10 protein-coding genes are annotated in these 12,879 nt (G+C 46.5%); 6 read left to right on the top strand and 4 right to left on the bottom strand.

The window, feature by feature from the left end; genetic code table 11:
• Positions 1 to 178 precede the first annotated feature (178 nt).
• The 3 genes from BLT07_RS04910 (at position 179) to BLT07_RS04900 (ending at position 3,454) form a co-directional block, all read left to right on the top strand.
• Positions 179 to 1,063, top strand: coding sequence for an AraC family transcriptional regulator (locus BLT07_RS04910; RefSeq protein WP_091866342.1), 885 nt, complete (start codon positions 179 to 181; stop codon positions 1,061 to 1,063).
• 299 nt (positions 1,064 to 1,362) lie between these two features.
• Positions 1,363 to 2,202 (top strand): sugar phosphate isomerase/epimerase family protein, encoded by an 840-nt coding sequence (locus BLT07_RS04905; RefSeq protein WP_091866340.1) that lies wholly within the window; start codon positions 1,363 to 1,365, stop codon positions 2,200 to 2,202.
• Positions 2,203 to 2,332: 130 nt separating this feature from the next.
• Positions 2,333 to 3,454 (top strand): ThuA domain-containing protein, encoded by a 1,122-nt coding sequence (locus tag BLT07_RS04900; RefSeq protein WP_091866338.1) that lies wholly within the window; start codon positions 2,333 to 2,335, stop codon positions 3,452 to 3,454.
• A gap of 132 nt (positions 3,455 to 3,586) precedes the next feature.
• Here the strand turns inward: BLT07_RS04900 and BLT07_RS04895 are convergent, their stop codons facing one another.
• Both BLT07_RS04895 and BLT07_RS04890 read right to left on the bottom strand, forming a co-directional pair.
• Positions 3,587 to 5,164 (bottom strand): sulfatase family protein, encoded by a 1,578-nt coding sequence (locus tag BLT07_RS04895; protein ID WP_091866336.1) that lies wholly within the window; start codon positions 5,162 to 5,164, stop codon positions 3,587 to 3,589.
• 69 nt (positions 5,165 to 5,233) lie between these two features.
• The gene (locus BLT07_RS04890; RefSeq protein ID WP_091866335.1) at positions 5,234 to 6,595 is read right to left on the bottom strand and encodes a Gfo/Idh/MocA family protein; all 1,362 of its coding nucleotides are present in this window, start codon (positions 6,593 to 6,595) and stop codon (positions 5,234 to 5,236) included.
• 319 nt (positions 6,596 to 6,914) lie between these two features.
• Between BLT07_RS04890 and BLT07_RS21685 the strand changes: the two genes are divergently transcribed.
• The 3 genes from BLT07_RS21685 (at position 6,915) to BLT07_RS04880 (ending at position 8,826) form a co-directional block, all read left to right on the top strand.
• Positions 6,915 to 7,088: a glycoside hydrolase domain-containing protein gene (locus BLT07_RS21685; protein WP_394331304.1), complete on the top strand. Its 174-nt coding sequence runs from the start codon at positions 6,915 to 6,917 to the stop codon at positions 7,086 to 7,088.
• 196 nt (positions 7,089 to 7,284) lie between these two features.
• On the top strand, positions 7,285 to 7,755 hold the full coding sequence (locus BLT07_RS04885) for a PD40 domain-containing protein (protein WP_091866333.1): 471 nt from the start codon (positions 7,285 to 7,287) through the stop codon (positions 7,753 to 7,755).
• A 21-nt stretch (positions 7,756 to 7,776) separates the two neighbouring features.
• Complete coding sequence (locus BLT07_RS04880; RefSeq protein ID WP_091866331.1) at positions 7,777 to 8,826, top strand: DUF3500 domain-containing protein; 1,050 nt, start codon at positions 7,777 to 7,779, stop codon at positions 8,824 to 8,826.
• A gap of 97 nt (positions 8,827 to 8,923) precedes the next feature.
• Here the strand turns inward: BLT07_RS04880 and BLT07_RS04875 are convergent, their stop codons facing one another.
• Positions 8,924 to 11,443: a DUF7133 domain-containing protein gene (locus tag BLT07_RS04875; protein WP_245726453.1), complete on the bottom strand. Its 2,520-nt coding sequence runs from the start codon at positions 11,441 to 11,443 to the stop codon at positions 8,924 to 8,926.
• Positions 11,444 to 11,534: 91 nt separating this feature from the next.
• On the bottom strand, positions 11,535 to 12,872 hold the full coding sequence (locus BLT07_RS04870; RefSeq protein ID WP_091866327.1) for a GntP family permease: 1,338 nt from the start codon (positions 12,870 to 12,872) through the stop codon (positions 11,535 to 11,537).
• Between the last annotated feature and the right edge of the window lie 7 nt (positions 12,873 to 12,879).

Here is a 12,879-nt window from a genome sequence, read left to right as displayed (position 1 = left end):
ACAATTTCTTACGGCTAATTTTGCATCCTCCTTATATATCTGGCCCCACTTTTTCAGTATCCCAAATACTATCCTTACAAATCTAATACACCTTACTCATTGATATTTCCTATATCTTAGTAAAAGATGACACTTTTTTGTCTTATCTTTCCCGTAGAACCTATTTGAAGGGAAAATTATGAGTAGCCCTAATATTGAAAAAACCATTACCTCGAGACAGGCCTTTATTTTTAAGGACCTGAAGAGTCCCTATTTTAATCCCCACTGGCATTTTCATCCCGAATTTCAGATATCGTATATTATAAAAGGAAAAGGCACGCGATTCATAGGGGATAACGTACAACCTTTCAAGGAAGGAGATTTGGTACTGACCCCTCCGAACCTTCCGCATTTATGGAGGAGCGATGAACCTTATTTTGAAAAGGACAATGCCCTTTCGACCCACGCCATGGTCATCTATTTTGACCAGGAGTTAATGAGTCCGCCACTTTTGCGCCGCGAAGAATTTTACGCTTTAAAGAAGTTGGTCGAAAACGCGTCAAGAGGTATGGAATTTTATGGAGACACGCCCGAGCAAGTGTATCGCCTCATGCAAAATATCGCGCCAAAGAAAGGCTTTCGCCGTATCATCAGACTACTGGAAATTTTAGAGGTCATGGCCAATAGCGAAGAGTACAATCTACTGTCAAGCCCAGGCTATAGAAATGTCTTCAAAACGGACGACGCCGATAAGATGCAATTGGTCTACGATTACGTGATGAAACATTTCACGACCAAAATTGAACTGAGCGACGTGTCGGACCTACTACACATGACCACTACCTCGTTCTGCAGATATTTCAAGCCGCGAGCAAATAAAACTTTTACACGTTTTGTAAATGAAATCAGGATAGGGCATGCGCGTAAACTACTTTTGGAAGATAATTTCAATATCTCACAAATATCCTATGAATGTGGTTTCAATACCCTATCGAACTTTAATCGGCAGTTCAAGTCCATCGTAAAAATGAGTCCCCATGAATATCAAAAATTGTTCTTGGATATAAAGACCGGTATGTCTTAACTCGGATGGAATATGTCATTCCGTCAAATTTTAAGGACAAAAAAGTATCGGTCTTTCAGAAAATACAGGAATTTTACTTTTGAGTTTCCATATATATTTGATGGGGACGTAATTTTAGGGTCTAAGTAAAAATAGTTAACGACGTATTTGTCGAGTCGAGCGGTTAAGACCTTGTTGATAGTGCGCAATTTGATGTTCTCAACTTTAATTTATCTTGAGTGTAGCCGAAAGGCTCAGACATATGGTACAAAGCCTATTTTTTGACCCTATTAAACCATCGAAAACCAAAAAAAAGGATTATGAAAATCGGTATGAATATGTTGCTTTGGACCAACCATGTGACGGAAGAACACTATCCTATTGTGGACACCTTAAAAAAAACGGGCTATGATGGTATCGAGTTGTTCTTATCGGAGGGTAGTGTCGCGCATTATACAAAACTTGGCACCCATTTTTCCGAGATGGACTTAGGTGTAACCGCCGTGGCCAGTTTGGCACCGGAAGAGAATATTGCAAGCCCTGACCCAAAATTTCGAGCAGCCGGATTGGATAAACTAAAATGGTCGATAGATGTTGCCGAGGCAGCGAACGTCGAGGTGATTTGCGGCCCTTTCCATTCTACTTTTGCTTATTTTACAAGACAGCCACCGACCGAGGACGAACGCAAACGGAGTGCCGAGCAGTTGCGAAAGGCGGCCGAGTATGCACAAAAGGCTAATATTATGCTAGCCCCCGAAGCCGTCAATCGATTTGAATGCTATTTATACAATACAATGGCCGACCTAAAAACCTTAGTAGAAGCTGTTGACCATCCGAATTTGGGCGCCATGTTCGATACCCATCATGCGCACATTGAAGAGAAAAGCCAAGCGGAAGCTCTAAGGACCATCGCCCCAGTGCTCAAACACGTACATATCAGTGAAAACGACAGGGGTACCCCAGGTAGCGGACAGGTGCATTGGAATACCGTTTTTGACACTTTAAGGGAAGTCGGTTATGATGGATGGTTGACTATCGAAGCCTTTAGTACAATCATTCCCGAATTCGCCAATGCCATTAATGTTTGGCGGGATTATTCGGTATCCAAAGAAATTTATACAGAAGGACTTCGGTTGATTAAGAAAGGGATCGAGGAGTAAAAAACGGAATAAGAATCGGCACAAAATTTCACAAATCTAAACTTATAAACTCAAACACTTTTTTCGAAATTGACCCTGGACTATATCCGGTCATGGGTTATAAAAAATAATCCAACTAAAATTCCTAAGCATGAAAAAGCTGATCTATATTTTTATTTGTTGCACCCTATTTGCTTGTAAAGAGGATAAAAAAGGGGCTGCCGAAACACAGCAAGTGGTCGAACCGCCAAAGGAATGGTTGACATTTGAGGGAGATGGTGCCGATGCCAAACAAATTGTTCTGATTTCTGGGGATGAGGAATATCGTTCCGAGGAAGCTTTACCGCAATTGGCGAAAATATTGTCCGAACACCACGGGTTTAACTGTACCGTACTATTTGCCCAGAATCCTGAAAATCCGGGAATCATAGATGCGAATTACGTAAACAATATCCCGGGGCTGGAAGCTTTGGATACTGCAGATATGATGATCATCTTTACCCGGTTCCGCGCCTTGCCCGATGACCAGATGAAACATATCGATGACTATCTGATGGCAGGAAAGCCGGTGATGGGCATCCGTACCGCGACCCATGCCTTTATGTTCCCCGAAGATTCAGATTCCAGCTACAAAAGATATAGTAACGGATACGCCGGAGATAAAACGGAATGGACCGATGGTTTTGGCCGCCTCGTCTTGGGTGAAAAATGGGTCGCTCACTATGGCCACCATAAACATCAAAGCCAAAGGGGAATGATTTTCGAAGATGCCCGAGATCATCCAATAACAAATGGAATTGCCGATGGCGATGTATGGGGCGCTTCCGATGTGTATGAAGTCCGTTTGCCGCTTCCGGGTGATGCAAAACCGATAGTCTACGGTCAAGTAATGAACCGAAAAGGGGAATACAACGAAACCGATATTTATTTCGGAATGCAGCCCTCCGATGATGAAGTGGCCAAAGTCAACAATGAAGGGAAAACCGTAAACGATATCAAAATGCCCATCGTATGGACCAAAAGCTACCAACTGCCCGGCGGGAAAAAAGGGAAAGCCTTTATGTCAACGGTCGGTGCCGCCAGCGATATGTTGATCGAAGGAACCAGAAGACTGTTGGTCAATGGCGTTTTTTGGGCCATGGATATGGAGGTGCCGGAGAAAGCGGATGTAGGGCTAGTGGGGGACTTCAAACCTAGCCAGTTTGGGTTTAAAGATGAAAGGTATTGGGAAGAAAAAGAAGTAAAAGTTGGGGATTTTGACTTTAAGAAATAAAAAAATACAAATAAGTAATTCGTTACCATTAATGCAACCTGTCCTTCCAGCAAGCGAGTTTGTGCCCAACGAAACTATTGAAGTTCCCAAACTAACGAATCATGGCATTGCAACTGCAGGGGATTAAACCCCTCACTTAAGCTCCATCGCCTCCACCTTATCCGCCCCTTCACCACGGATTTCTTTATAGGCAGAATTCATCTCCTTTAGTTTTAAAGGATGTGATTCCGCCAGGTTTTTCCGCTGCCCGATATCGTCCTTTAAATTATAAAGCTGGTATGTCTTGTCGTTCCCCAATTCGATGTTCACTGATGTGTTGACCGCGGGGCCCTTATAAGGCGGAATCATCGCCCAATCTCCTTGGCGAAAAGCGGTTCGGCTGGTGGCCTCCAGAACAATGTGGTCACGGCCCTTTTTGCTATTTCCCAAGAATTCATCCAACAGATCCTCACTATCCTGCCCTTTTTTATCGCTACCTACCAGATTAGCTAAGGAAGTAAGCAAGTCTAACTGGGAGACCATGGCGTCGGATACTCCGGGCGTAATATTCCCTTTCCAATAGGTAATAAAAGGCACACGCGTACCGGCCTCGAAAAGGCTATATTTACCGCCACGCAAGGGTCCGGCCGGTTTGTGGTCGCCCAATTTTTCTACGGCATCGTCGTAATAACCGTCATTTATAACGGGACCGTTATCGCTGGTAAATACGATTAGGGTGTTATCTAGTAGCCCCTCAGATTCCAAGGTTTTAATAAATTCACCGACGACCCAATCCGCCTCTACGATTACATCGCCCCTGGGACCCATGCCGGACGCTCCTACAAAACGGGGATTCGGGGTACGCGGTACGTGTGGCTGCTGCAAGGCATAATACAAAAAGAAAGGTTCGCTTTTGTTTGCCGCAACATACTTTTGGGCCTCGGCCAAAAAAGTGTCCGCCATATCTTCGTCGATCCATTTGGCGGATTCGCCGCCTTTCATAAAACCGATGCGGGGAATACCGTTTACAATGCTGTTGTTATGGCCATGGTGCCATTTCATTTTCAATAGTTCAGGATTATCCTTGCCGGTAGGTTCTCCCGGAAAGTTGGTATCGTAATCTACTTCAATCGGGTCGCTCGGGTCAAGCTTGACCACTTTTCCATTTTGGATGTAGACGGTTGGAACTCGATCTTGGGTGGCCGCCATAATATAGCTCTGCTCGAAACCTACTTCATTGGGGCCGGGGGCGATGCGTTGGTTCCAGTCCACATTACCAGAACCCAGCCCCAAATGCCACTTTCCGACGATACCCGTTTTGTATCCTTTTTCCCTGAGCATTCTGGGAAGGGTCATCTGCGTCGTGTCTATAATCAATGGCGCGGTGCCCGGAAGGATTTTGGCGCTTTTGTTTCGCCATGGATACGTTCCGGTGAGCAGGGCATAGCGACTTGGAGTACAAGTGGCCGACGAGGCATAGCCATGGGTAAAGCGCATACCACCGTTGGCGAGTTTGTCCAAATTCGGGGTATCCAATTCGGTTGCCCCGTAGGCGCCCAGTTCGCCGTAGCCCAGATCGTCAGCATAGATGATTACGATGTTGGGGCGTTCGGCACTATTTTCTTGTATCGGTGCTTTTTCCTTTTTTGATTGGCATCCCGAAATCAGTAACACCAAGGCGGTAACTAGGATTGAGAAACACGGACAGCTTTTGAAAGAAAATCGTTGCATCCTTTTGGTTTAGAAAAAGCGGGTGAGAAATAGGTTGTTGGATTCTTGGTATCCTTCGTTAACAATTCTTCAATAGCTATCCTTCATCCAGTCGTAGGGTTTCCTTTTAATCCAATTTCCTCTTGTAAAATCGGGAAAATCTTGCGGTTCGCCGTTGTTGGCGATGGATAGCTCCGACAAGGGAGTAACGGCACTCCAAGCCGCGGCATCATAGGCGTCCATTGGGGGAGCCACGTTTTGTTTGGCGGATTCGACAAACGCATTATCGACAAAAAAGTCCATTCCGCCATGTCCGGCCCCTAGCGCGTGCTCGCCATATTTTTTCCAGAGGGGATGATCGTACTTCATCAACCATTCATCGGCAACATCCCATTCGTCGTGTTTAGCCGATTTTCCTTCAATATAGATACGGTTACCATCGACTTCCCATAATCCATTAGTCCCCTGAACGCGGAAGCCCAAAGAATACGGTCGGGGAAGTGTGGTATCGTGGGTCACGATAATCGTCTCCCCGTTGGCGGTTTCGATGGTGCTGGTAATGACGTCGCCCATTTTAAATCTTATCTTGGCATTGGGATGGTCTTCCCCACCATTTTCAACGATGTAGTCATGCAATCCCCGGGCTTTGGTGGCATGTGAGGTCAGGGAAAGAAAGCGGTTACCCCGGTTGATATCGTCCATAACAGCTATTGGCCCCAGACCATGGGTCGGATACACATCGGCATTCTGAAGCACCGAATGCTGCGTTCGCCATTTGGATTCAGAGATCCCCTTCTCCCCAAATTCGACGCCCTTGCCGTACGCATCTTTGCCGTCATTGAGCAATACGCCCCGAAGATCGTGCTGATAGCCGCATCTAAAATGCATCAGTTCGCCGAACACATTTTGCTTGACCATGTTTAGTAAAGCCAATACATCACGACGATAGTTCACGTTCTCAAGAATCATCACATGGGAGCCGGTGTCCTCATGGGTGTTGACGAGGTCCCAGCATTCTTCCATGGTATTTGCGGCGGAAACTTCTACGGCGGCGAATTTCCCGGCCTTCATGGCATCTACGGCCATACGCGTATGCCAAAGCCATGGCGTGGCAATGAGTACGGCATCGATTTCTGGTAGGGCCAACAAATTGAGATAATCCTGCTCGCTTTTCCCGAAGGTTTTGGGTTTTGCCCCGCCCGCCTTCGATATGGCATCCAAAGCCAACTTTATCCGATTGTCATCGATATCGCAGATGGCGGTGATGTTAACATCGTCCCTTTGCAAAAGATTGTTCATGTGGTTAGTACCCCGAAGGCCAACTCCGATCATGCCCACGTTCAGCTTGTCTTTCATTCCATATTTTGAGATACCGAATGTTAAATTGGGGAGAGCAGCTATTCCCGTGCCTACCATTGCCGTCTTTTTGATAAAATCCCTACGTTGATTCATGATTTTCGATTAATGTTATTATCGTTTAACCAAATATAGAAAAAGCGATACTGATGCCCACTTAGTAATCGCATTTTTTTTGAGAATGAACTCATTTAGAGGTCTTGTTTAGAACCGAGAATATCGGCTTTCGAGATCAGATGAAATCATTTTTTAACGGCATATATACCGAAAAATATCCTTTTTAATCAAAAAATCACTTCCTAATCCAATATCTAGGGTAATATAGCATAGAAACTGGATAAAAACGGCAATCCCATTCAGAAGCGTTCATTCTAACTTTGCATCGAAAACAATCACTACCCCTTAGACCGGACGGATCGGCTCTGAACGAGATTGGTACTTTATACTTTCCCAAAAGATTACCTTAACTTTGAAAGACGGAAATAAATTTACGATCAAAGCCAAGGGTAATAGGAAGAAAAATGTGTACATTTCATCCGTGAAAACGCATTGGAAAGCGTATTTCAAGAACTTTATTAGGTATTTCTAGTTTAATCAATGGCGGCGACTTGACCTATGCAATGGAAAGCAAGCCTGCCATGGAAAGGGGCTGGAAATTAAAGGACAAAACCTATTCTGTTTCAACCACGGAAGATTTGGATGAAACACAATCCGATTTATTTGGGTTTAAAAGGAGGCATGGGGAAACCGTTTTTCGTTAAAGATCCTATTTAACAACGTAAATCATGAAAACACATTTCCCGACCCTCTACTTTTTGGTCCTCGCCCTGATGGGGAAATCCTTTGGGCACACCCAAAATCTGGATATCTTCGATGGGAACGGCGATATCGGTCCTGTCAAGAATCCCGGTTCGGCGGAATTCGATGCGTCCACCGAAACGTATACAGTGGCGGGTAGCGGCACCAATATGTGGGGCGAGACAGACGAGTTTCATTTTGTAAGGAAGAAAATGTACAGTGATGTTTCCTTGGCGGCCGATATCGAATGGGTGGGCGATGGTACCGACCCCCACCGCAAGGCCTGTCTTATGATCCGTCAAAGTCTTGAGCCGGGGTCGGCCTATGATGATGCGGCCGTGCATGGCGATGGACTGACCTCCATACAATATCGGGATACGACGGGCGGTCCGTCGTATTGGCACGGCTGGTCGCCCGATAGTCAACGGGTCGCCTTTGTGAGTTATCGATTAAAGTGAGATAAACAACCTAAATAAATAATGATGAAAGTAAAAATAAACGCGCACACCATCAAACAAGCCGCATTCACTATGGTATGTCTTTTTTTATTGGGAAAGGCAGAGGCCCAGGATATATCCAAAAAAGCGAATGCCTTTTTGCAAACCCTTTCCCAGGAATTGAAGGAAAAGACCCTTTTTACATTGGAAGATGAAGAACGGTACAACATGAACTATGTTCCCATGCCGAGGGAAGGGGTCACCTTTCATGATTTTGATGAAACCCAAAAACGGGCCGCCCTTGATTTGTTAAAAGCATGCCTTAGTAAACAGGGATACGAAAAAACCTTGGAAATCAGGTCGCTGGAAAACGTATTGCGCACTATCGAGAACGATGACAATGACAAAATGCCCGATGGTCGCCCAAGAAGGGATCCCTTAAATTACCACTTCTGTATCTTCGGAACCCCTTCGCCCACCGAAGTTTGGGGATGGCGGTTCGAAGGACACCACATTTCTTTGAACTTTACCTCGGACGATGGAAAAATCGTGTCTGCTACCCCTACGTTTCTCGGTTCCAATCCCGGTATCGTAAAAGAGGGCGATTCTCGAGGTAAACAGGTCTTGAAAAAGGAATCTATGCTCGGGTTCGCCCTTGTCAATTCCCTGACCGCCGACCAGTTGAAAATCGCCAAGTTTTCTGAAGAGGCACCACCGGAAATCATTACGGCGAACCATCGTGAGGCTGGGGACATCGAAAAAGAAGGAATCGCATACGGTAAATTGGACCAAGCGCAAAAAAAGACGTTCATGAAACTGTTGCAAGTCTATGTCGGCAATTACATTTTCGATTTTTCGGAAACCCTGATGGCGAAAATCGAAAAGGCGGGCATCGAAAACCTGCATTTTGCTTGGGCAGGGAGTCTCAAAGAGGGAAAGGCACATTACTATCGCATTCATGGTCCGATGCTATTGATAGAGTTCGACAACACCCAGAACGATGCCAACCACATGCATACCGCCGTGCGTGACCTTACCAACGATTTTGCCGAAGATATCTTGAAACGGCATTATGAGATGGAACATAGATAGGAACTGGGTCGATGTCAAGTTGGTAGTGCAGGGTTTCACCACTTAACCAAGGCCGCATCTCATAACTAATCTACTTTGGGACTGCCAGAGCGGGCGACTATCGGCTTAAGTCGATATCAAAAACCAAGGTGTCAAGTTCACTTGCCGTCCACGGTGTAATCTTACCCTGAGTACGAAAACGAATATGGCCTACGGTACCGGTTTTTATAGGTTCCGCCGCATTGCCCCAAGAATTTCGGATATACGTTGTAATCGCCGAAATATCCTGGTCTTGTAAGGTCGTAAAAGAAGGCATGCTGGGTAAAATATCGGGGATATCATAGGTTTTATCATTGACCGTAACCGGACCTTCCAGACCGTGCAAGACAATCATGATAAGGCGATGTTCCTCCCCAGTAACCCATGGTGAGTTTTTTAAGGGTGGTGCGAAACGTTTCATGCCCTCCCCTTGGGTTCCATGGCAGCTAGCGCAAAGATTCAGGTAATTTTGGCGGCCGACCGCAAAGAGTTCCCGGTCGATCTCATAGGCCCTCTCCGATTCCGCTACTTCGGTTTTGGGTTTTCCAGGCCATGTGAATTTCTTTTTAAGGGCTTCTTCAAGGTTCTCACGATCGAGATATTTCGGTCTGGCCGAGAACGCAATTTCCCCGGCCTCATTAGATCCCCTGGAATTTAAAATGCCGTTGACCAGTGCGGGCTGAAACCAACTTTCCGCTCCGGGAAGTTTTTTAGAGGCCAAACCCAGCATTCCGCTTATTTCCGTTTCGTTGCCTTTGTTGGCCACTGAGGTAGCCAACATTTCAATGAATATTTCCCGGTTCTGGTCGTAGGTTTTCCAATCCGGATTTTCAAGCAAATCGGAGAGCATTGTGGCTTCCCTATCTTGTAAACTGCTCATGACCACATCGCGGGCAACGGGCAATGCGCCATATCGCTTCAGAAACTTCTTTGCGATCTCAAATGTGATTTCCGAATCCAATTGATTCGTAGAAAGCACCATCTGCATCTGCAGCAATGGCGACGCGCCGTCATAATTCGACCTGACATATTGCTCGATTTCCGCTTTCACGTGTAGGGTATCGAAACCAAGGTTCCCTAAAATGCGTAACGCCGCTTGGTCGACCCCTGGGTCTTCGGCGGAAAGAGCGGAAAGATAAATGTCCGGTGATTTTACGCCCAGGCCTTCCAAGGTCCAAAGACCATGTAATCGACCTAAGGGACTTCCTGTTTCCACTAATTTCCCTAAATCGGATGTTCCCGCATTTCCCCTTTCGACCAATAGCCGTTGTGCGGTATCTCGCGTCCATCCGTCCGGGCTCCCCAATAACCCGATCAAGGTTTTTGAATCCGCTTTGGTCAGATCCGTTATTTTCTTCCGTTGATTTCCCTTTTTTTTGATGCGCCAGATCCGCCCCATATGAATCGGTCTGTCCAATTCACGCTTCAAGCTTACCTCCCTGAGATAATCGGACATGTATGGGCCGTGCTGAATAATGCCCTTGTACATATCGACCACATAGAGTGCCCCATCAGGACCCGGCGCCAACGAAACCGGCCGAAAACGTTCGTCGGTCGAAGCCAAAAACTCCCGATCTTTATATACGGCTTGGGCGCTCAACATAAAGCCTTCTTCGGTAATTTTGTTCTGTTTGATCACATTGGCGGTCGGCTCGCATACAAAGGCGTTACCTGCATAGTTTTCCGGTAGGGCGTCCCCGCGATAAATCAAAGGACCGCAAGCGGATGCGAATTCCAAGAGTCGCCCCTGTTCGTCTAGGGTGCCTGGCACATACCCACGATTGACCGCAGGATTGGTGCGTATGGGATAAATCTCACGCTCCAAGGTCAGCCCATGATCGATACCGCTGGTCGGCGTATGATTCGTATTCCGGAGCAACACGTTGGGAGGAACGAGATCCCCGTGCAGCTGCGACCAATTATAATTATAGAACAACCGGCCCGCGTTGTCATGGGCAATTCCCCACTGCCCTCGGAACTCGGTCTCGTCTTTGATCCATTGACCGTCGACATTTTTATATCTGAATTTTGATTTGGCGTTATAGAGCCAATTGTCCAACCCGCGCCAGAGTCCGTTTGCGGAATGTTCGGGCATTCCCGACCCTCCGTAGGTCGAGTCGATCAAGACTTTGGTATCGGCCTTGAAGTCACCATCGGTATCCTGAACATACCATAACGGCTTGTTTTCCGCGACGAGTACTCCGTCTTTAACAAGAGCCATGGCCCTGGGCATCACAAGACTATCAAGAAATATTTGGCCCCGATCCATACGCCCGTCGCCGTCGTCATCGAAAAGTACGGATACCCGACCCACTGGGTCATTTTCGTTATTTCCGTCGATATCGGCCATAAAACCCAACATTTCGACTACCCATAAGCGACCTGCGGCATCGAAGGTTATGGCCACCGGATCTTCGACCAGGGGTTCGGCCGCTACCAATTCGATTTCCAGGTTTTCATCGGCCAGTACAAAAGTACCAAGGGCCTTGTCAGGCGAAAGTGCCGGGGAAGGAGGATTATCCGTATTGCATGAGAAAAGTACTATTGAAAGTCCGACTGTGGTCAAAAGGGACAACCATTTCATTTTTTTATTTTTCAAGCATTTAATTCATATTTAAAAACCCGGCTTCCTAAAAACACTGATTTTCAGTTTACCTTGTTTTTAAACCTACGCTTAAAGACTGTTCAAATTACAAAATAAAAGAGGCCAAGAAAACCAAAAATGCAGCAAAGGTTCCGACAATAAAAGTTCCGAGGGTGTAGACGCGATATCCGGTCTTTACATCGATACCCGAAAACTGGGTCAAGATCCAGAACCCGCTATCGTTCGCGTGGGATACTACCATGGCGCCGGCCCCAATTGCGGCAACTACCAGAGCCTTATCGATTTCGGTCGTGAAACCCATGGTAATCAGTAGCGGGGCAACGATGGAAGCCGTCGTAATCAGGGCGACCGTTGAAGATCCCTGTGCGGTCTTGATCGCCGCGCAAAGCAAAAAAGGAAGCCAAATACCGAGGTTCGCACCTGACAAAGAGCTGGCCAGAACATCGGCAATGCCGCTATTCTGAAGTACGGTACCGAAAATACCGCCTGCACCGGTAATCAATATAATATTCGAAGCATCGGCCAATGCCTTGCCTACCCAGCCCGTTGTAGCCAACATTTCATTGTCCCATTTTTTGGGAAGCAAGAAAGAAAACAGCATGCCGATAATCAATGCGATGATCGGTGATCCGATAAAAGAAATAAACGTGACCAGACCGGAGACCTCTTCCCCCTCGACGATACTAAATTCCATAATCGACTTCCCCACAATCAGTAAAATCGGGATTAAAATCGGTAAAAAAGACTTAAACGCACTAGGCGCCTGTTTCATTTTTTCGGCGATAACCTCTTCGGTTACATCAGGGTTCGGGTCGATATAAATTTTTGATCCCATTTTTTTACAATAGATAACGGCCACGATCAGCGAAAGCATACCGATGACCAACCCGACCAACATGACCAGACCTACATCAGCGCCGATGATTCCTGCCGCGGCAATGGGGCCAGGGGTCGGGGGTACCAGAACATGGGTTATCATCAGGCCCAATATCAAAGCCGTAGCAGTGCCGACGACCGAGAGTCCCGCTTTTTTGGTCAAACTTTTGTTCAGGGGATTCAAAATGATAAAACCACTATCGGCAAATACGGGAATCGATACGATAAATCCGACGATACCCATCGCTTCGTGTACCCGTTTCTTCCCGATGACCCTAAGCACGACTTCCGCAAGTTTATAAGCACCTCCGGAATGTTCCAAAAAGGCACCGATGATGACGCCGAGAACAATGACGATACCTATCTTTCCGAGGGTTACCCCAAAGCCCCCGTTGACTAATTCCACGATGGTTTCCAAGGACATTCCTGAAAAGATGGCGAAGAACAGGGAGGCCCCGAGCAGGGCCAAAAACGGATGCACCTTCCATCTTGCGGTCAACAAGACAATAAAAACTACACTTAAAACGAGTAAAAGAATGGCTAGCATGGTTGGA

The sequence above is a fragment of the Pricia antarctica genome (assembly GCF_900101815.1).
In the GTDB taxonomy this organism is placed as follows: Bacteria; Bacteroidota; Bacteroidia; order Flavobacteriales; family Flavobacteriaceae; genus Pricia; species Pricia antarctica.
The sequence above is the reverse complement of the archived record's forward strand: the minus strand, read 5'-3'. Positions and strand labels throughout refer to the sequence as shown.

What these genes read in the sequence shown, in the direction of transcription:
- BLT07_RS04900 (WP_091866338.1), top strand. Translation starts at nt 2,333, where the DNA reads ATGAAAAAGCTGATCTATATTTTTATTTGTTGCACCCTATTTGCTTGT.
- BLT07_RS04910 (WP_091866342.1), top strand. Translation starts at nt 179, where the DNA reads ATGAGTAGCCCTAATATTGAAAAAACCATTACCTCGAGACAGGCCTTT.
- BLT07_RS04890 (WP_091866335.1), bottom strand. Translation starts at nt 6,595, where the DNA reads ATGAATCAACGTAGGGATTTTATCAAAAAGACGGCAATGGTAGGCACG.
- BLT07_RS04885 (WP_091866333.1), top strand. Translation starts at nt 7,285, where the DNA reads ATGAAAACACATTTCCCGACCCTCTACTTTTTGGTCCTCGCCCTGATG.
- BLT07_RS04895 (WP_091866336.1), bottom strand. Translation starts at nt 5,164, where the DNA reads ATGCAACGATTTTCTTTCAAAAGCTGTCCGTGTTTCTCAATCCTAGTT.
- BLT07_RS04905 (WP_091866340.1), top strand. Translation starts at nt 1,363, where the DNA reads ATGAAAATCGGTATGAATATGTTGCTTTGGACCAACCATGTGACGGAA.
- BLT07_RS04870 (WP_091866327.1), bottom strand. Translation starts at nt 12,872, where the DNA reads ATGCTAGCCATTCTTTTACTCGTTTTAAGTGTAGTTTTTATTGTCTTG.
- BLT07_RS04880 (WP_091866331.1), top strand. Translation starts at nt 7,777, where the DNA reads ATGATGAAAGTAAAAATAAACGCGCACACCATCAAACAAGCCGCATTC.